The organism is Mesorhizobium sp. P2_D5 (genome assembly GCF_056404355.1).
In genome coordinates this window covers 174,118-193,422 of the sequence record NZ_JBFUEE010000004.1, presented here as the reverse complement: position 1 = coordinate 193,422, position 19,305 = coordinate 174,118, and the positions used below count along the sequence as shown (strand labels likewise).

The window sequence follows — 19,305 nt, the reverse complement described above, 5'->3', positions numbered from 1 at the left end:
AAATGCCGGGGTTCAGCTCTCCACCGCGGCAAGGGTCTTGCCACGGCGGAGATCTGGGAATTGCTACAGCAGGGTGCCGCGCAGGATCACCAGCGCCACCGAGAAATAGATCACCAGCCCGGTGACATCGACCAGCGTGGCGACGAACGGGGCCGATGCGCTGGCCGGATCGAAGCCGATGCGTTTCAGGGCGAACGGCAGCATCGACCCCGACAGCGAGCCGAAGGTGACGATGCCGACCAGCGCTGCACCGACCGTCGCGGCGATCAGCGGCCAATGCGGCCCATAGTCGTAGAAGCCCATATATTGCCAGAGCGCGATGCGGCCGATGCCGACCACGCCGAGCATAGCGCCAAGCACGAGGCCGGTGGGCAGCTCGCGCAGCGCCACCCGCCACCAGTCGCGAAGACCGATTTCGCGCAGCGCCAGCGCCCGGATGACCAGCGAGGTCGCCTGCGAGCCGGAATTGCCGCCTGAGCTCATGATCAGCGGGATGAACAGCGTCAGCACGATCGCCTTTTCCAGCTCGCCCTCATAGCTCTGCATGGCGTTGGCCGTCAGCATCTCTGAGATGAACAGCGCGCACAGCCAGCCGCCCCGCTTCTTGATCATGGCGAGGAAGCTCATCTTCATGTACGGCTCGTCGAGCGCCTCCATGCCGCCGAAACGGTGCACGTCCTCGGTCGTCTCCTCGATCATCGCGTCGATGATGTCGTCGATGGTGACGATGCCGAGGATCTTGCCGTGGTCGACGACCGGGACGGCGAGCAGGTCGTATTTCGAGATCGTCTGCGCCAGGGTTTCGCGATCGGTCAGCGGGGTGACCGTCACCGGCGCGCGATCCGGCGCCACCGTCATGATCGAATCCTCCGGCTCCCCGGTGATCAGCCGGCGCAGGCCGGTCGAACGCATCAGGAGATGCGTCTGCGGATCGACGATGTAGATCGCGTAGACGGTTTCGCGCGTCCGCTCGACCTTGCGGATGTAGTCGAGCGTGCGGCCCACGGTCCAGTCCGAAGGCACGCTGACGAACTCCGTCGTCATGATCGATGCGGCGCTGCCTTCGGGATAACCCAGAATGGCAAGCAGCGTGGCGCGCAGGGGCGGCGCAAGCCCGCCGAGCAGCTCAGAACGACCCGGCTCGTCCAGCTCGCGCAGGATGTCGGCGGCGCGGTCTTCCGACATGGCGGTGAGCAGCTTGCCCGCCTTGGCGCGCGGCAGCGCCTCCATGAGTTCGGGCGCGCGGTCGAGTTCAGGCTGGTCGAAGATCTCGACCAGCCGCTCGAACGTCACTTCACAAAGCAGTTCCGTCGCGCTTTCTCGCGGCTCCCTGTTCAGGGCCTCGACAATGTCGGCGACGTGATCGTTGGCTAGGATACGGGCGATCGCGACGGCCTCGTCGCTCGCTACGGGGGTAAATTCGTTCATGGCTCACTCCTTGCCGTCCGGCAGGACATGAACCATTCAGGTCACGTCTAGGCGGACGGCTGTTGCGTTCGACTGTGACTGTCGCCAGGCATGGCGCTGTGACCTTTCCGCTTGCGGGTTCGCGTTTGACTGTCTGCAAGCCGGCGCAAGATAGGTGCGCGCCTTGCCGAGTCAATCGTGGTGAGGATGAAAAACGGTGCCGAATGGCACCACTCGCGAGACTGTGATCGGCGGCCGCCGCACAATGCGGCTGGCCGAGATCAACGGGTCGTCATTTCTGCTTCAGCCGGCGCGAGAAGCGCAGCCACTTGTCCTCGACCGGCCTTGGCTGGACAAGAATCGTGGTGAGTTCGACAGGCAGGGTCGGAACCAGGGGCTTCTTGGTGGCGACGCCGTCGGCGATCGCCACGATGCTATGGTAGAATTCTGCGCCGGCCAGCGATCGCGGCGCCACCGCCTCGTGCATGACGCTGATGACCGTGACATCGGGGCAGTTGTCCTTGATGGCCTGGTGGAAGGCGATCTTGCCCTCGGGGTCGAGCGCGCCCGTCGCCTCGTCGAGGAACAGCAGCCCCGGCTGCTGCAGCACGATGCGCGCCACCACCAGCTTCTGCTTCTGGCCGCCCGACAGAACCTGGTCCCAGCTTTTGCCTTCGCGGCTTGCGTCGGCCAGATGCGAGATGAAGTCGCCAAGGCCGGCCTTGTACAGCGCCGCCGCGACATCCGCATCGCTATGATTGTGCTCGGAGCCCGGCAGGCAGACTAGCTGTTTCAGCGTCACCTGCTGCAGCTTGACCTCCTGGGCGGCATAGAAACTCTTCACGCCCTCGGGGAAGACGATGGTGCCATGGCCATAGGGCCACAGGCCGTTGATCGCCTTGATCAGCGAGGTCTTGCCGCAACCGGATTCGCCTTTCAGGAACGTCCACTCGCCGCGCCGGAAGCGCAAATTGGCGGCGCTGAGGAACGGGGTTGCGTCCTCGCCCTGATGCGCCAGTTCGAGCTTCTGGATGGTCAGGCCGAAAACCGGGTTCTGGCTGGCGTAGTGGAAGTCGGAACGGCCGGTCTGGCTGTAGAATTCCTGCGGATGCTGGACGTTCTCAATCGCATTGGCCAGTTCGGTCACGCGCTGGCTGTTGGCGCGCAGCGTGGCGATGGCCGGCATGACGTGGATGAACCACGAACATTGGCCGATCAGCGAATTGACCAGCTCGGAGCCGGTTATGTAGCCCTTGAGATCGAGACCATTGTGGATGAACGGCACCAGGCCCGGCCCGTAGGCGACAATGCGGGCGCCAATGAAATTGTAGATCAGTTCGAACGACATGTAGACGGTGTTGACGATGTTCAGCCGCGTCCATGTGCCGTCGATGTCGACATAGAGCCGGCCGTGCATGGTCCTCTGCACGCCTTCCCCCTGGGACGCCGCGACATGGAAGCTGCGGCGCAGGAATGTCGTCAGTTCGCCGCGGTAGCTGCCTTCGGCCTGCTGCATCCTGACGTTGAGGCGCTCGAGCAGGCCGCCGAGCTTGACCGCGATCCAGGTGTTCAGCGGCACATAGGTGGCGACGGCCAGGAAAGCGAGGACGGCGCTGCCATAGCTGCCGAGGAACTCCAGTCCCTTCACCTCGACGGAGTTTTCAAGCAGCTTCTGACCGACGAAATAGAGCGAGGTGGCGACGCCCAGCACGCCCATGGCGAGCCCGATGGCGCCGCCGGTCATGTCCTTGATGGATTCCTGGACGCGCTGGTCGATGTTGTCAGGTGCCGTTGCGCCGCTGCCGGTCGACGCATGCTGGGCATGAAAATGCGTATGATTGTTGTCCAGCAGTGCTTCGTTGAAGCGGCTGTCCAGCCAACCACGCCATTTGCGGTGCAAGGTCGCCGAGACAAGATTGCGGATGCCGGTAAAGCCGGCGTCCTTGAGCAGGACCAGCAGCACGAGGATGCCGGCATTGACCAGCAGCGTGCGAAGCGGCGTGGTGTTGGCTGCGTCATGGAAGAAGGCGATCGAGTTGACCAGCTCGCCGGAGGCTTCGGCGAACCAGACACCGGCCTTGCTGGACAGCGCCGTGAGCAGCGCGATCACCAGCGTCAGCGTCCAGGCTTCCTTCCACCGATCCGAGACCCAGTAGGCCCGCATCAGGCCCCAGAAGGTACGCATCGACGATACCGGCGTCAGAAGCGATGGCCGTGCGGCATCGCGAGGTGTTTTTTCCGGTACTGACTCTTGCGTTGGTCTATCGACCCGAATCACGATCCCGCCCAAACCATTTTTGTTTTGTTACGGATGGTAACACCAATTGATCATTTTCTATTAATTTTTAAAGCTGGCCAAAGGGATTACCCCGGACGACCGTTGCCATGAGGCAACAGATTGCCGGGTCGAAGCGCCGTCAAACGGATCGGCAAAAGCGGAATATTGCTATTGATTTCAATTTGTTGAGGGACGCGGGAGGGCCATCGGTGAAGTTTCCCTTAGGGAAGGCTTTCACACGGGTTTGTGAACTCGAAAATCTAATTGACTGGTAAATTTCTTGACTGCGGACTGACCGAATCTTCGAAAATCTTCCGTTCGTGACCTCGCCAGAGGCAGAAAAGTGACCCGAAACGGTCGTTGCGGCAGGCGTGCCGGGCGGCACATCCGAGCCCGTTGGGTGAAGTCAGGAACCGCGTTTGACAATTGCTTCGTTCGGGATTGAACCTTGCCGGGCACTGTCGGCACCCATGCATGTCCGGTTCTCCAACAAGGAAGCTTCCAATGCTTGTACGCGCAGCCGCAACCCTGTTCCTCCTTGCCTGGCACCCCCTGGCGCAGGCCGCCGAGCAGAGCATTCCGGCGGGCGCTGAGGGCCAGATCGAGTTCAACACGCCGTCGGGCAACATTGGCTGCATCTACACCCCGAAGGGCGGCACCAGCACCTATGAGCCGCAGGACGGTGGCCCGGAACTCAGCTGCTCACGCGTCGCGCCGAGCTATGTCACCATCATCCTGGGACCCAAGGGGCCGGCGACTTTGATCAAGAACCCCGGCGAGCAGCCTTGCTGCAGCGATGTCACCAAGCTCGCTTACGGCAAAAGCTGGAGCGCAGGGCCATTCTCGTGCGAATCGTCAACCAAGGGACTGACCTGCACGGCCACGAATGGCCACGGATTTTTCATCAGCAAGGCCAAGGTGACCGTGAAGTGACGCCGGCTCCCGCCGCATAAGGGCAGGGGCAGCCGGTCTCAGCCGGCCTTTTCCAATTCGCCGCGCGCCTTGGCGGCGGCCACCTGACGGATGGCATCGGCCAGGGTATCGGCATCCTGTGCGCCCATGACCGCGTATTTGCCCTCGAGCAGGAAGCACGGCACGCCTGTTATTCCCATGCGCGACGCGGTGGCGATCTCGGTGCGAACCGCCTCGACATCGGCCTCGGTCGGCAAAAGAGTCGCAACCACGGATGCGTCCATGCCGGCCTCGCGCGCCGCTTCGACCAGCACGGCATGGTCGCCGATGTCAGCGCCTTCCTCGAAATTCAGCTGGAACAGGCGGCGCACCAGCCGGTTCTGCACGGCTTCGCCGGCGGCGCCGGCCCAGCGGATCAGGCGGTGCGCATCGAGCGTGTTCGGCGCCACCTTGATGGCGTCGAACGCAAACGAAATGCCTTCGGCTTCGCCCAGCGGCTCGATGCGGGCATGAATTTCGCGGATGCGCTCGTCGCTGCCGAACTTGGCCAGCATATAGTCGCGGCGATCCTTGCCTTGCGGCGGAATGGTCGGATCGAGCTGGAACGGCCGCCAGCGGACATGCACCTCGGTGTCGCCGACAGCTGATATCGCCCTGTCGAGCCGCTTCTGGCCGATGAAGCACCATGGGCAGACGACATCGGACACCACGTCGACGGTGATGGCGTTCAGCTCACTCATCTCGATCTCCTGAAATCCTCAGTTCGGCTTGCGCCACCAGCTTGGCAGTTGATACCCAAATATGGGCGTCTTTTGCGGATGTTCCAGGTAGTTCCAGTAGGCGATCCATTGCTGCGTGTTGTACTGCGTCGGCACCATATAGTTGCCGGAGATCAGCAGCCGGTCGAGAACCCTGACCGCCGCGACATAGTCTTCCTTTGAACGCGCGCGCAGCATCGCGTCGATCGCAGCGTCAACCGCCGGATCGGCGACACCGGCCAGGTTGAACGAGCCTTCGGCCTTGGCCGCTTCGGATCCCCATCGGCCAAGCTGTTCGATGCCGGGCGACAACGAATTGTTGAAGCCGCTCGATCCGATCAGGGCCTCGAAATCGAAGCGCTGCTTGCGCGACTGGATCTGATCGCCGTCGAGGCTGCGAATGGTGACGTCGATGCCGATCTTCTCCAGCGTGCGCTGATAGATGCCGGCAAGCCGCTCCTCATCCTGCGAAGCAACCAGAATCTCGAAGCCAAACGGTTTGCCATCGGGATCGAGCATCGTCCCGTCCTGCACGTGATAACCGATGCTTTTCAAGAGATCGAAGGCCGCTTTCAGCACCTTGCGATCCTGCCCTGAACCATCGGTGACCGGTGGCCGGTACGTGCCATCCATGACATCGACCGGCACGCGGCCGGGGTAAGGCGCCAGCAGCGCCTTTTCCCTGTCGTCAGCCGGATGACCAAGCGCGGAAAGCTCCGAATTCTGCCAGTAACTCATCGCGCGCGCGTATTTGCCGCCGAACAGGTTCTTGTTGGCCCATTCGAAGTCGTAGAGCATGCCGAGTGCACGCCGCACCACCGGGTTGGCGAACTTCTGCAGCCGCATGTTGAACAGGAACCCGGTCACCACGGGCGGAATGCCGGTGTCGAAGGTTTCGGCGACCACGTCGCCCTTGTGGAAGGCCGGAAAATCGAGGTCGCGCTCGCGCTTGACCGGATCGCTGTCGTCGTCGATGGCGCAAAGGCCCTTCTTGAACGCTTCGAGCTTGGCGTTGGCGTTGAGGAAATACTCGATGGTGATCTGGTCGTAATTGTCGAACCCGCGCTTGGCCGGGATGTCCTTGCCCCAATAGTCCGGGTTGCGCTTGAAAACGATGCGTTGGCCAGGCTGCACCTGCGCAACGGTGTAGGGGCCACTGCCGATCAATGGCTTCAGCGTCGTCTTGTCGAACGTCTCCTTGTCGAAGGCATGCTTGGGTATGATCGGCGTCAGCGCGATGATCAGGGGCGTCTCGCGATTGGCCTTGTCGTTGAAGGTGAAGCGCACGCTGTGATCACCGGTCTTTTCGAGCTTGGCGATCAGGCTCATGCGGGCGCTGTAGGGTGGACGGCCCTTGTCGGTATAGACATCGTAGGTGAACAGCACATCCTCCGGCGTCACCGGCTGGCCGTCGGACCATTTGGCTTCCGGGTTGAGATGGAACTCGATGCTCTTGCGCTCGGGATCCATGTCGGCGGTGTCGGCGAGCAAGCCGTACAGGCTGAAGGGCTCATCGTAGTTGCGCTGCATCAGCGGCTCAAAGACGAGATTGCCGTAAGTCTGGTCCATCATGCCGCGCGCCGTCGTGCGCAGGCTCTTGAGGATGAACGGATTGAGATTGTCGAAGCTGCCGACGACGCAATAGGTGATCGAGCCACCCTTCGGCGCGTCCGGATTGACATAGTCGAAATGCGTGTAGTCGGGGGGCAAAGCCGGTTCGCCCTGCATGGCGATGGCGTGCTTCGGCTCCGACGCGGCCGGCTGATGCGAAAGGGCGAGAAGCGATATCGCGGTGATCAGCCAAACAAGAACGCGGCCCATGACCGTCTCCTTACTGGGTCGGCTTGATGATTCGGTGCGCACCCTAGCATGAGGCAACTGCGTGCCGGCCAATGGCGTCATCAAGAATTACAAGTGGCGGGCTGGATTCGACATCGCTTGCAGTGTAACACGCCCCCCGAAGTCATTCTGTTGCCTCATTTTGGCAACAGGTAGCTGGACCACACGGCACGAAGAAGCCGGTCCCGGGATCATTTGAGAGGAAGTGCACGACATGACGAGCCTGAACAGCAACGCGTACCGCCTGTCGGTCATGGCCGCTGGCGTGGTCGGCTTTCTGGGCGCAGGGCTTCCCGCTGCTTCCGCACAGCAGCAACAGCAGATTCCGCAAGGCTGGTTCAAGGCTTGCACCAAGCAGGAAGACGTCGACATCTGCAACGTCCAGAACATCACCACCGCCGGTAACGGCCAGCTGATCACCGGCGTCAGCCTGATCGAGCTGAAGGGCAAGGTGAACCGCAAAGTGTTCCAGGTGACGGTGCCGACCGGCCGTCTGGTGCCTCCCGGCATTGGCCTGCAGATCGATACCGGCAAGGCCGTGAAGCTTGATTACGTCATTTGCTTCCCGGATCGTTGCGTGGCCGAAGTGCCGCTCACCGACCAGCTCGTCGGTGCCTTCAAGAAGGGCCAGGCGATCACGCTGACCTCGGTCAATTTCCAGAACCAGCAGAACCCGATCAAGATCGCCCTGCAGGGTTTCAGCGGCGCCTATGACGGCCCGCCGCTGCAGCAGTCCGATATCGAAGACCGGCAGAAGAAGCTCCAGGACTTCGTCGCCAAGAACAACCAGGATTTCGCCAAGAAGCTCAAGGAAGAGCAGGACAAGGCGAAGACCGCCAACTGATCAGCCGGTTTTTGCCGGCCTAACAAAAAAGCGGGGTCATGCCCCGCTTTTTTTGCGCCTGTCGTCTGGTCGGTTAATGCCTCGATTGCCGTTTCGGCTCGTAGCGCCCGTCCGGCCTTTTGTCGAACATCTCCTTGATCTGCGGATGCCGGACCGGCTCGCCCGACTGATCCTCGAGCAGGTTCTGCTCGGACACATAGGCGATGTATTCGGTTTCCGAATTCTCGGCGAGCAGGTGATAGAAGGGTTGATCCTTGCGCGGCCGCACGTCGGCCGGGATGGCTTCGTACCATTCGTCGGTGTTGGCGAACTGTGGATCGACGTCGAAAATGATGCCCCTGAAGGGAAACAGCCGGTGGCGAACCACCTGTCCGATCGCGAATTTGGCTGTTTTCATCGTACTCACCACTGAATTCCTTGAACTTATTTGGCGCAGACTGGGCATCAATTCAATCCCGACGCGTTTTGGTCGCGCCTTGAAGCTACGCAGGACGCGGCGAAAAGGTTTTGCCGCAGGCCGCCGATGCCGACATTCGCCGAGAGCGCGGATTGACGGAATCTTGGGAAGATCGCTATCAGCGTGCCGGCTTTCGCAGGCCGCCGGCCAGCGCCGCAAAGCCGCTGCCTGGACGAAGCCCCTCGCGCATGAAAAAGGCGCGAAGCGGCGCGAAACCTCCGAGAACGCCGAGCCCGGCAACACGGGCCATCTGCGCCGGCAGCATGTCGGAAAGCAGCGACATGTTGAGCAGATTGACCGCACTGCTGCGCGCCAGAATATCGGGGCGGCGTTTGAAATCGTAGGCCGCAAGGGTCTTGGCAGCGCCGGGGTCGGTACGATTTTCTCCAGCGATACCAACGAGATCGTCGATATCCCTGATACCGAGATTGAGGCCTTGCGCGCCGATCGGCGGAAACACGTGGGCGGCTTCGCCGACAAGCGCCACACGGTCCCGCGCGAAACGCAGCGGCGTCACCGCCGAAAGCGGATAAATCTGCCGGCCCGGCTCGACCGTCACCCGGCCCAGCATCGACTGCATCTGCTGTTCGACCCGCACGGAAAGCGTCGCATCGTCCAACGCGGCGAGTTCCGTTGCTGTCTCGGGCTTCACCACCCAGACCAGGCTCGAGCGATTGCCGGGCAGCGGAACCTGCGTGAACGGACCGGTCTCGGTGTGGAATTCGGTCGAGGTGAAGGCATGATCGCCGCTGTGACGGAAATTGAGGACAAAAGCTGCCTGCGGGTACGAGCGGGCCGAGGTCGAGATGCCGGCCGCCTGGCGTGCCGGTGACAGCCGCCCATCGGCGGCGACCGCCAGGGAAGCATCCACCGTGCTGCCGTCGGTCAGCACGGCACGGGCATGTTCGGCGTCGAGATGCCAACTCGCCACCATCGACCTTCGCCAGTCGATGCCGGTATGATTAGCAACCGTGCGGGCGAGTGCCGGATTGAGAACGCTGTTGGGCAGGTTCAAACCGAACTGGTCCTCGCCGATCTCGCTGGCGCGGAAGGTGACGACGGGGCTACGGATCAGCCGGCGGGTCGCATCGACGATGCGCATCACCTTCAAGGGCGCCGCCTTGGGCTTGATGTCTTCGAGCACACCCAGCCGCGCAAGCACCTGCAGAGCGGGGTTCATCAGCGCCGTCGTGCGGCCATCGGGGGCAGAAGCTTCGGGCCCGACAAGCGTCACCGGGAAACCGGCATTGGCGAAAGCGAGCGCCGCGATCAGCCCTGCCGGCCCCGTGCCAGCAACCAGTATCCGCGCAGTGTCTCGATGCTCCAAGATCGGCTTCCGGCTTACAATGCGAGGCAGCCCACCCGACCTGCCAGTCGATCCAGCATATAGGTCAATTCATGCCGCTTGATCAACGCGGCGATTCGGCTCATTCCGATGTCATGACCGGCCAGCAAGACAACTTCAGCCATCTCGACCGCGCCGGCCGCGCCATGGCGAACATCGCGCGCAGTCCCCGCGTGACGGCAAACGTCGTTGTCGGCGCCTGCATCCTGCTTGCCTGGCTGTTGCTTGCCGCGATGGCAATCCGCAGCGCCGAAGGCCGGATCGCCGGCGTCAGCGCCGCTGGCGACGCGCTTCTGCGCAACCTGCCGCGACTGCCTCTACCGGATTTCCTGGAACGGTTCTTTGCGCTCTGCCTGTCGCCGGCGCCGCTCGACGGAAGCCTCGGGCTCAAGGCCGGCGCACTCGTCTTGATGTGGTTCCTGATGGCGATCGCCACCATGCTGCCTTCGGCCGCACCGATGATCCGCACCTATTGCGAGATCGCCGATACGGCTCGCATCAAGGGCGAGCCGGTCGTCCATCCGCTGGTGCTGGTTGCCGGCTACCTCGGTGTCTGGCTCGCTGCCTCGATGATGTTCGCGGTGCTGACCTTGGCCATCCATGCATCCGGCTCGCCCAGCGGGATGCTCGACCCCGTGGTCGGTATTGCCGGCGCGCTCGCTCTGCTGATTGCGGGTCTCTACCAATTCAGCGGCCTGAAGGACGCCTGTCTGAAGAAATGCAGGAACCCGTTCTCGATCCTGTTCGCGAACTGGAGCGCGAGGCCCATCCACGTCTTCCGGCTTGGCGTCGAGCAAGGCGTGTGGTGCCTCGGCTGCTGCTGGGCGTTGATGCTGGTGATGTTCGCCGTCGGGGTGATGAACGTCTTCTGGATGGCGCTGATCGGACTGTTCACCCTGATCGAAAAACAAACGGCGAGCAGGGTTCCAACCCGGCTGGCCGGTGCGATACTGCTTGTCTGGGCAGCAGCGCTGCTAGTAGTCTCGCGATGAGTGGGGGAAAGTCGATGTCAGACCAGAGCTGGGCGATGAAGGGAGAGCTCGTACTCTCCTGCAATTGCACGGTTTTTTGCCCCTGCGTGCTGTCGCTCGGCAGTCATCCGCCGACCGAAGGCTATTGCCAGACCTGGGCCGGCTTCCGCATCGACGCCGGCCATTTCGGCGAGGTCGACCTGTCGGGGCTCAATCTCGGATTGATCATGGAAATCCCCGGCTATATGAGCCGCGGCAACTGGACCGCCGGCCTGTTCATCGACAAGCGCGCATCGGTCTATGCGGTCAAGGCCCTGACCAAGATTTTCACCGGCAAGGCGGGCGGGACCACCTCGTTGCTTTCCATCCTTGTCGGCAAATTCCTCGGTGTCGAACAAGTGCCGATCACCTATGAGACGCGTGAAAGGACACGCATCTTCCAGATACCGAAGATCATCGATGGGGCGGTAACGCCGATCCCCGGCAAGGACCGCGACAAGGATACGGTGATCAGCAATTCGGAATACTGGATCGCGCCTGAGATCATCGTTGCCAGGTCCGACAAGAGCAAGATGCGGGCTTTCGGCCGAAACTGGAATTTCGCCGGCCGGTCGGCCGAAATCTGCAAGCTGGATTGGCGGGGCCCGTGAGCAAGAACACAACGGCCAAGAAGATCAGGGACCGGATTCCGCGACCGAAGAAGAAAGTCACCTGGCCGCAGGCGAGGGCGTTCTCCGTCCATCTGCTGACCGCCTCGGGCTCGTTCCTGGCCTTCCTGTCGCTGGTGGCCGCGAGCGAAGAGCGCTGGACCGCGATGTTCTGGTGGCTGGGGCTGGCCTTGTTTGTCGACGGCATCGACGGGCCGATCGCCAGAAAGCTCGAGGTCAAGGAGATCCTGCCGACCTGGTCGGGCGAAATGCTCGACAACATCATCGACTACGTGACCTATGTCCTGATCCCGGCCTTCGCGCTTTACCAGCGCGGCTTCATGGGTGAGGGGCTGTCGTTCCTGTCGGCGGCGATCATCGTCGTCTCCAGTGCCATCTACTACGCCGACACCGGCATGAAGACGAAGGAGAATTTCTTCAAGGGATTCCCCGTGGTCTGGAACATGGTGGTGTTCACGCTGTTCGTCATCGAGCCGGGACAATGGGTTTCGTTCGCGGTGGTGGTGGTGGCCGGCATTCTGACTTTCGTGCCGATCAATTTCATCCACCCGGTGCGGGTGGTGCGGCTGCGGCGCATCAACCTCGCGATGACGCTTTTGTGGTGCGCTTTCGGTGCACTGGCGCTGGCGCAGGCGGCACTTGCTGCCTTCTACGATCAGATCGGCGTGCTGGGCGAGCAGGTCAGCACCTTCACCAAGATCGGCATCAGCATTACCGGACTCTACCTTGCCTGCATCGGCGGCGTCATGCAGTTCTTTCCAAATCTCGGTGCCAAAAAAGCCTGATCAGCCCAAGGAAGTTCAGCCCATGTCCAAAGCGATCCGCATCCACGCCAATGGTGGCCCGGAAGTCCTGACCTATGAGGACACCGATCCCGGCCGTCTGGGATCGGGGCAGATCCTGATCCGGCATACGGCGATCGGCCTCAATTTCATCGATGTCTATCACCGCACCGGCCTTTATCCGCCGCCTGGCGGATTTCCACTGGTTCCGGGCAGCGAGGCTGCGGGCGTGGTGCTGGAAGTCGGCCAGGACGTCGACTGGCTGAAGCCGGGCGACCGCATTGCCTATGCGACGAATGTCGGCGGCGCCTACGCCGAGCAACGCGTCATCGCGGCCAGCCAAGTGGTCAAGGTGCCGGACGGCATCAGCGACGAACAGGCGGCGGCGATGATGCTCAAAGGCATGACCGCCGAGTATCTGCTGCGGCGCACCTTCAAGGTGAAGGCAGGCGACACGATCCTGTTTCATGCCGCGGCCGGCGGCGTTGGGCTGATCCTCGGGCAGTGGGCCAGATATCTCGGCGCGACCGTCATCGGCACGGCCAGTTCAGCCGACAAGATCGAGCTCGCCAGGGCGCACGGCTTCGATCACGTCATCAACTACAAGGAGCAGGATTTCGTTGCCGGCGTCGCCGCCATCACCGGTGGCGGGAAATGCGACGTCGTCTACGATTCGGTCGGCAACGACACGTTTCCGGCGTCGCTCGATTGCCTCAAGCCGCTCGGCATGTTCGTCAGCTTCGGCCAGTCCTCGGGATCGATCCCGCCGTTCAGCATGTCATTGCTGGCCCAGAAGGGCTCGCTGTTCGCCACAAGGCCGACTTTGTTCGTCTACAATGCGAAACGCGAGGACCTCGAGGCCTCCGCCGCTGCCCTGTTCGAGGTCGTGCTCAGCGGCGCCGTCGAGATCAAGATCAACCAGCGCTACGCGCTCAAGGACGCCGGCAAGGCGCATTCCGACCTCGAGGGCCGCAGGACAACAGGGACCACCATTCTCATCCCTTAGTCCCTTCTGCCTTGCTATCCCTTGAATTTCCGCTGAAATTCTTGAAGCTCTTTCAAGACGCGTGCCGCTTTCCGATGAGAGCCGGCCGCGCCTACCATGCTTGCGGGAACACAGAACATATCTGGCTAACCAGATGGGAGGCACTGTGAGTGCAAATCAGGACGGCACGAACCTGCTCGAGGTCCGTGGTCTTACCAAGATATTCGGCACCCTGACGGCGTGCGATCATATCGATCTCGACATCGCCAAGGGTGAAATCCACGCCTTGCTCGGCGAGAACGGGGCCGGCAAGTCGACGCTGGTCAAGATGCTGTTCGGTTCGCTGGAGCCCAATTCCGGCGAGATTTTCTGGAACGGCCAGGCGGTCAGGATTTCGAGCCCGGGCGCGGCGAAAAAGCTCGGCATCGGCATGGTGTTCCAGCACTTCTCGCTGTTCGAGGCGCTGACCGCCGCCGAGAACATCGCGCTGTCGCTCGATGACGGTTCGCCGATCAGCAGCATCGCGGCCAAGGCGAGGGCGCTTTCCTACAGCTACGGCCTGCCGCTCGATCCGGAATCGCTGGTCGGCGACCTGTCGGTCGGCGAACGCCAGCGCATCGAGATCATCCGCTGCCTTTTGCAGACGCCGCAGCTCATCATCCTGGACGAGCCGACCTCGGTGTTGACGCCGCAGGAGGCCGACAAGCTGTTCGAGACGCTGGAGCGTCTGCGCTCGGAAGGCAAATCCATCCTCTACATCTCGCACCGGCTTGAAGAGGTCAAACGCATCTGCGACCGCGCCACCGTGTTGCGGCATGGCAAGGTGGTCGGCCACTGCAATCCGCGCGAGGAAACTGCCTCGTCGCTGGCCCGCATGATGGTCGGCAACGAAGTGCAGGCCGTGGTGCGTGCGCCGGTCGAAGGGATCGACAAGGCGCAGCCGCTGCTCGAGATCCGCAACCTCACCCGCAAGCCGGCAACGCCGTTCTCGATACCGCTCAAGGGCATCAGCCTGAATGTCCGCGCCGGCGAGGTGATCGGCATTGCCGGTGTCGCCGGCAACGGCCAGGGCGAATTCTTCGAATCCGTCTCCGGCGAGGTGTTGCAGCAGGACGCCGCTTCCGTGCGCATCCGTGGCAAGGACGCGGGTGGCCTCACCATCACCGGACGTCGGTTGCTGGGCGCTGCCTTCGTGCCGGAAGAGCGCCTCGGCCACGGGGCCGCGCCGCGCATGAAGCTTTCCGAGAACCTGCTGCTGTCGCGCCACGCCACCGACGGCAAGGCGTTTGTCGGCGCCGGCGGAATGGTCAAGAGCGCTGCCATCTACACCGCCGCCCAACGCATCATCGTGGCGATGGACGTGCGCAAGAGCGCGCCGGATCCGGAAGCCGCGGCACTTTCGGGCGGCAATTTGCAGAAATTCATCGTCGGCCGTGAACTCGACCGCCGGCCGAGCGTCATGGTGGTCAACCAGCCGACTTGGGGTGTCGACGCGGGTGCCGCTGCCCACATCCGCCAGGCGTTGATCGAACTGTCGCGCAGCGGGTCGGCGGTGCTGGTGATCAGCCAGGATCTCGATGAGCTGTTCGAGATATCGGATGCGATCGCGGTCATGCACAATGGCGAACTGTCCAAACCGTTGCCGATCGCCGAGGCGACCTTCGAAAAGGTTGGCCTGCTGATGGGCGGCGCGGAGCCCGGCCACGCCGAACATACGCTGGAGACGGCATGATGCGCCTCGAACTCGTCAAACGCCCGCAGCGCTCCGCGCTGTTCTCGGCCCTGTCGCCATTCATCGCCTTTGCGCTGACGATCGTCGCCGGCGCCATCATGTTCGCATTGCTTGGCGTCAACCCGTTGACCGCTTTCCGGATCTATTTCATCGAGCCGGTCAGCCAGGTCTGGCAGCTGCATGAACTGGCGATCAAGGCGGCGCCGCTCATCCTGATCGCTGTCGGCCTGTCGGTCTGCTACAAGGCCAACATCTGGAACATCGGCGCCGAAGGCCAGTTCATCCTGGGCGGCATTGTCGGCTCGATCATTCCGGTGCTGTTTCCGCAGTTCGAAAGCCCGCTGGTGCTGCCGCTGATGCTACTGCTCGGCATGATCGGCGGTGCCGCCTATGCGGCGATCCCGGCTCTGCTCAAGACGCGCTTCGGCACCAACGAGATCCTGACCAGCCTGATGCTGGTCTATGTCGCCCAGCTCTTCCTCGACTGGCTGGTGCGCGGACCGTGGCGCGACCCGCAAGGCCATGGGTTCCCGCAAACCATTCAGTTCAACGACTCCGCCGTGCTGCCGGAGCTGATGCCGGATGCCGGACGGGCAAACTGGGGATTTGTCTTCGCCCTGGTCGCCGCGGTGCTGGTCTGGATCCTGATGAGCCGCATGCTGAAGGGTTTTGAAGTCCGCGTGCTGGGCTCAAGCCCGCGGGCAGGGCGCTTCGCCGGCTTCGGCCTCAACCGCATGGTGTTCTTCGCCTTCCTGCTGTCGGGTGCCCTGGCGGGCCTTGCCGGCATCTCGGAAGTCTCGGGCGCCATCGGCCAGCTGCAGCCTGTGATTTCGCCCGGCTACGGCTTCACCGCCATCATCGTGGCGTTTCTTGGCCGCCTCAATCCACTCGGCATCGTCGCCGCCGGCCTGGTGCTGGCGCTGACCTATCTCGGCGGTGAAGCCGTGCAAAGCGCGCTCGGCATCTCCGACAAGGTGGCGAGGGTGTTTCAGGGCATGCTGCTGTTCTTCGTGCTCGGCTGCGACACGCTCATTCACTACCGCATTCGCCTGATCGGCCTGGCGCTGACCAAACCGGAAAGCGCTGCGAAACTCGAAGCCGCGCCAAAGTTGAAGGAAGCCCGTTGATGGACATCACCATAAACATCCTTCTGACCATCGCCACGGCGGCAACGCCGCTGCTGATCGCCGCGATCGGCGAACTGGTGGTCGAGCGCTCCGGCGTGCTCAATCTCGGCGTCGAGGGCATGATGATCATGGGCGCCGTCGGCGGCTTCGGCGCCAGCTATCTCACCGGATCACCCTGGATCGGCCTCTTGGCGGCAATCGCCATGGGCGCGGTGTTCTCGCTGCTGTTTGCCGTCATGACGCTGTCGCTGGCCACCAACCAGGTGGCGACGGGCCTGTCGCTGACGCTGCTCGGCCTCGGCCTCTCCGGCATGATGGGGACGAGCTTTGTCGGCCAGCCCGGCGAACGGCTGCCCAACCTCGACATCCCCGGGCTGACCTCGATCCCCATCGTCGGCAGATTGCTGTTCGGGCAGGATCCGATCTTCTACATCTCGATCGCGCTGACCGCAGTCGTCATGTGGTTCCTGTTCAAGACCCGTACCGGACTGACGCTGCGCTCGATCGGCGACAGCCACACGTCAGCCCATGCCCTGGGGATTCAGGTCATCCGCTACCGTTATCTTGCGGTGATCTTCGGCGGCGCCTGTGCCGGTCTGGCCGGCGGCCATCTGTCGTTGGTCTATACGCCGCAATGGGTCGAGAACATGACAGCCGGCCGCGGCTGGATCGCGCTGGCGCTGGTGGTGTTCGCGTCGTGGCGGCCATGGCGGGTGCTGGCCGGCGCCTACATCTTCGGCGCGGTGTGGATCGGCCAGCTTCATGCACAGGCTTTTGGCATTCCAGTGCCGTCACAGTTTCTTTCTTCGCTACCCTATCTGGCAACCGTCGTGGTTCTCGTTCTAATCTCGCGCAACAAGCGTCTGACGATGATGAACACGCCGGCTTCCTTGGGGCAGCCATTCGTTCCGGATCGTTGACAATAATAACAAACGGGAAGCTCCAAGGCTTAACACAGAGAGGTAACACAATGAAAAAACTGCTTATTGCCCTGATGACCACGACAGCGGCAGTTTCGCTGGCGGCGTCCGCAGAGGCAGCCGACAAATTGAAGGCTTGCTGGGTCTACACCGGCCCGATCGGTGATTTCGGCTATTCCTACCAGCACGACCAGGGCCGTCTCGAGGTGGAGAAGGCGCTCGGCGACAAGGTCGAAACCGCTTATCTCGAAAACGTCTCCGAAGGCCCCGATGCCGACCGTGCGTTCGAGCGGCTGGCGCGCGAAGGCTGCAAGATCATCTTCGGCACCTCCTTCGGCTTCATGGACCCGGAAGTGAAGGTCGCCAAGAAATTCCCCAAGGTGATGTTCGAGCACGCAACCGGCTACAAGACCGGTGACAATCTCGGCATCTATAATGCGCGCTTCTATGAAGGCCGCTATGTGCTCGGCCAGATCGCCGCCAAGGAATCGAAGGCCGGCGTTGCCGGCTACATCGTTTCCTTCCCGATCCCCGAAGTGGTGATGGGCATCAATTCCTTCATGCTCGGCGCACAGTCGATCAACCCGAACTTCAAAGCCAAGATCGTCTGGGTGAACTCGTGGTTCGATCCGGGCAAGGAAGCCGACGCCGCCAAGGCGCTGTTCGACCAGGGCGCCGACATCGTCGTCCAGCACACCGATTCGACCGCTGCCCTGCAGGTGGCCGAGGAGCGCAAGCTGCACGGCTTCGGCCAGTCCTCCGACATGATCAAGTTCGCGCCGAACGCGCAGTTGACCTCGCTCACCGACGAATGGGGTCCGTACTACATCAGCCGGGTCCAGGCGGCTCTCGACGGCACCTGGAAGCCTGACAATGTCTGGCTCGGCATCAAGGACGGCGCGGTCAAGCTCGCCCCCTTCACCAACATGCCCGACGACGTAAAGGCGATGGCCGAAGCCACCGAGAAGAAAATCGCTGGCGGCTGGAACCCCTTCACCGGACCGATCGCCAAGCAGGACGGCACGCCGTGGCTGAAGGATGGCGAGGTCGCCGACGACGGCACGCTGCTCGGCATGAACTTCTATGTGAAGGGCGTTGACGACAAGCTGCCGCAGTAAGCGGCGCGAGATACCAAAAAGGAAAGGGGCGCCGCAGGGCGCCCTTTTTCATTCGGCTGGTTGCGTCGCGGCCTGGGTGCGACGAAACCTCGCCAAGCCGACATCGACCGCGCGCCACAGCCAAATCCTGAGCAGCCGCTGCGCCGGTCGCTCGCAGGTGCGCCAAATCGCCCAGGAAACAAGGAGCATGAGTGCGGTGCAGCCAAAGGCAGCACACCATTTGCCGACCAGGGGAACTGCGGCGTTGATGGCGAGGTAGCCGATGTTCTGGTGCAGGAGGTAGAGCGGATAGGTCAGCCCACCCAGCGCCAGGGTGAGCGCCGATGACCGCAGACGATGGCGCAACAGGACCGCGCCGATCAAGGCCGCGTGCATGACGATATTGGCAACGACGAGATTGGCCGACGAAACGGCGATGCCATAGTGATCCTGCATCCAGTGCTGGGTCACGGACAGTGTGCCGCATGAGATCAGGAACGATGCTGCAAGCAGCAGCAAGGCCGGCAGGGAACGGCCATGTGCGTGGAGGTGGTGGACCAGCACGCCGGCGGCGAAGAATGGCGCGAACTCTGTGATAAACAACAGCCTGGCCGCGCCGCTGCCGAGGAAGAATTCGTTCAAGGCCGAGATCGCCAGCCAGATGAAGATCAATTCCAGCTTGTGTCTCTGGAACAGCCCGGTGAACAGGGCCAGCGTCACCCAACCGTAGAAAACCAGTTCAAGAACGATCGACCAGTAGACGCCATCCACGAAAGGTTGGCCGAAGGCTGGCGCGAACATCGTCAGATTGGCGCCATACTGGGCGAACGAGACCGGAAGCAGCGGTGTGCCGGCAAGCACGACAATCGCGAAAGTGATGGTCATGCAGAGCAGGAAACCCGGATAGAGGCGAACGAAACGTGCGATCGCGAACTGGTCCCAGCGACGGTTTTCCGCCGACCAGGCAATGACGAAACCGCTGATCAGAAAGAACAGATTGACGCCGAGATAGCCATGGATCGCGAACGGTGCTGCACGTGGATACCCCTCGCCAAGGAAGCCTTCGGCGGCCGCGCCGCGAAAGAAATAGTGGAAGAGCACAACGGCCAGCGCCGCCACCAGCCTGAGCAGGTCCAGCGTCGCGATGTAATCCTGCCTGGCAGGTCTGACGTCCATCCGAATT

17 protein-coding genes are annotated in these 19,305 nt (G+C 62.4%); 10 read left to right on the top strand and 7 right to left on the bottom strand.

Translation table 11 applies throughout. The annotated features are described in order from the left end of the window. Positions 1-63: 63 nt before the first annotated feature. Together mgtE and AC1DYW_RS18570 are read right to left on the bottom strand one after the other, a co-directional pair. Positions 64-1,428 carry a magnesium transporter gene (gene mgtE, locus AC1DYW_RS18575; protein WP_477227215.1) on the bottom strand — a complete coding sequence of 455 codons (1,365 nt, stop codon included), beginning with the start codon at positions 1,426-1,428 and terminating at the stop codon, positions 64-66. A gap of 271 nt (positions 1,429-1,699) precedes the next feature. Further along, complete coding sequence (locus tag AC1DYW_RS18570) at positions 1,700-3,592, bottom strand: ABC transporter ATP-binding protein/permease (RefSeq protein WP_477227214.1); 1,893 nt, start codon at positions 3,590-3,592, stop codon at positions 1,700-1,702. Between the two features lie 597 nt (positions 3,593-4,189). Here AC1DYW_RS18570 and AC1DYW_RS18565 point away from each other — a divergent pair. Next, positions 4,190-4,618: a hypothetical protein gene (locus AC1DYW_RS18565; protein ID WP_477227213.1), complete on the top strand. Its 429-nt coding sequence runs from the start codon at positions 4,190-4,192 to the stop codon at positions 4,616-4,618. Positions 4,619-4,656: 38 nt separating this feature from the next. Here the strand turns inward: AC1DYW_RS18565 and AC1DYW_RS18560 are convergent, their stop codons facing one another. Together AC1DYW_RS18560 and AC1DYW_RS18555 are read right to left on the bottom strand one after the other, a co-directional pair. Continuing rightward, on the bottom strand, positions 4,657-5,337 hold the full coding sequence (locus AC1DYW_RS18560; RefSeq protein ID WP_477227212.1) for a DsbA family oxidoreductase: 681 nt from the start codon (positions 5,335-5,337) through the stop codon (positions 4,657-4,659). An 18-nt stretch (positions 5,338-5,355) separates the two neighbouring features. Continuing rightward, complete coding sequence (locus AC1DYW_RS18555) at positions 5,356-7,176, bottom strand: extracellular solute-binding protein (RefSeq protein WP_477227211.1); 1,821 nt, start codon at positions 7,174-7,176, stop codon at positions 5,356-5,358. A gap of 232 nt (positions 7,177-7,408) precedes the next feature. Here AC1DYW_RS18555 and AC1DYW_RS18550 point away from each other — a divergent pair, with 232 nt between their 5' ends. Continuing rightward, positions 7,409-8,038, top strand: a complete 630-nt coding sequence (locus AC1DYW_RS18550) for an invasion associated locus B family protein (RefSeq protein ID WP_095091562.1) — start codon at positions 7,409-7,411, stop codon at positions 8,036-8,038. A 73-nt stretch (positions 8,039-8,111) separates the two neighbouring features. Here AC1DYW_RS18550 and hspQ read toward each other — a convergent pair whose 3' ends face one another. Together hspQ and AC1DYW_RS18540 are read right to left on the bottom strand one after the other, a co-directional pair. Further along, positions 8,112-8,435: a heat shock protein HspQ gene (gene hspQ, locus AC1DYW_RS18545; protein ID WP_167392389.1), complete on the bottom strand. Its 324-nt coding sequence runs from the start codon at positions 8,433-8,435 to the stop codon at positions 8,112-8,114. A gap of 178 nt (positions 8,436-8,613) precedes the next feature. Next, positions 8,614-9,822, bottom strand: a complete 1,209-nt coding sequence (locus AC1DYW_RS18540; RefSeq protein WP_477227210.1) for a UbiH/UbiF family hydroxylase — start codon at positions 9,820-9,822, stop codon at positions 8,614-8,616. A gap of 71 nt (positions 9,823-9,893) precedes the next feature. Between AC1DYW_RS18540 and AC1DYW_RS18535 the strand changes: the two genes are divergently transcribed. The 8 genes from AC1DYW_RS18535 (at position 9,894) to AC1DYW_RS18500 (ending at position 18,143) form a co-directional block, all read left to right on the top strand. Continuing rightward, a complete protein-coding gene (locus AC1DYW_RS18535) occupies positions 9,894-10,832 on the top strand; it encodes a DUF2182 domain-containing protein (RefSeq protein WP_477227209.1) in 939 nt (312 codons plus the stop codon). Positions 10,833-10,846: 14 nt separating this feature from the next. Then, complete coding sequence (locus AC1DYW_RS18530) at positions 10,847-11,461, top strand: DUF1326 domain-containing protein (protein ID WP_477227208.1); 615 nt, start codon at positions 10,847-10,849, stop codon at positions 11,459-11,461. Continuing rightward, positions 11,458-12,264 carry a phosphatidylcholine synthase gene (gene pcsA, locus AC1DYW_RS18525; protein ID WP_167392391.1) on the top strand — a complete coding sequence of 269 codons (807 nt, stop codon included), beginning with the start codon at positions 11,458-11,460 and terminating at the stop codon, positions 12,262-12,264. Before AC1DYW_RS18530 ends, pcsA begins: the two co-directional genes overlap by 4 nt. Before the next feature lie 22 nt (positions 12,265-12,286). Next, entirely contained in the window at positions 12,287-13,267 is a 981-nt protein-coding gene (locus tag AC1DYW_RS18520) for a quinone oxidoreductase family protein (RefSeq protein WP_477227207.1), read from the top strand. A 133-nt stretch (positions 13,268-13,400) separates the two neighbouring features. Next, positions 13,401-14,978: an ABC transporter ATP-binding protein gene (locus AC1DYW_RS18515; RefSeq protein WP_167392392.1), complete on the top strand. Its 1,578-nt coding sequence runs from the start codon at positions 13,401-13,403 to the stop codon at positions 14,976-14,978. Continuing rightward, the gene (locus tag AC1DYW_RS18510) at positions 14,975-16,105 is read left to right on the top strand and encodes an ABC transporter permease (protein WP_477227206.1); all 1,131 of its coding nucleotides are present in this window, start codon (positions 14,975-14,977) and stop codon (positions 16,103-16,105) included. Before AC1DYW_RS18515 ends, AC1DYW_RS18510 begins: the two co-directional genes overlap by 4 nt. Continuing rightward, positions 16,105-17,025, top strand: a complete 921-nt coding sequence (locus AC1DYW_RS18505) for an ABC transporter permease (protein ID WP_477227205.1) — start codon at positions 16,105-16,107, stop codon at positions 17,023-17,025. Before AC1DYW_RS18510 ends, AC1DYW_RS18505 begins: the two co-directional genes overlap by 1 nt. Positions 17,026-17,075: 50 nt before the next feature. Further along, positions 17,076-18,143 carry a BMP family ABC transporter substrate-binding protein gene (locus AC1DYW_RS18500; RefSeq protein ID WP_457153392.1) on the top strand — a complete coding sequence of 356 codons (1,068 nt, stop codon included), beginning with the start codon at positions 17,076-17,078 and terminating at the stop codon, positions 18,141-18,143. 48 nt (positions 18,144-18,191) lie between these two features. On the opposite strand, the gene AC1DYW_RS18495 is transcribed toward AC1DYW_RS18500, so the two are convergent. After that, positions 18,192-19,298 carry an acyltransferase family protein gene (locus AC1DYW_RS18495; RefSeq protein WP_477227204.1) on the bottom strand — a complete coding sequence of 369 codons (1,107 nt, stop codon included), beginning with the start codon at positions 19,296-19,298 and terminating at the stop codon, positions 18,192-18,194. Positions 19,299-19,305 lie beyond the last annotated feature (7 nt).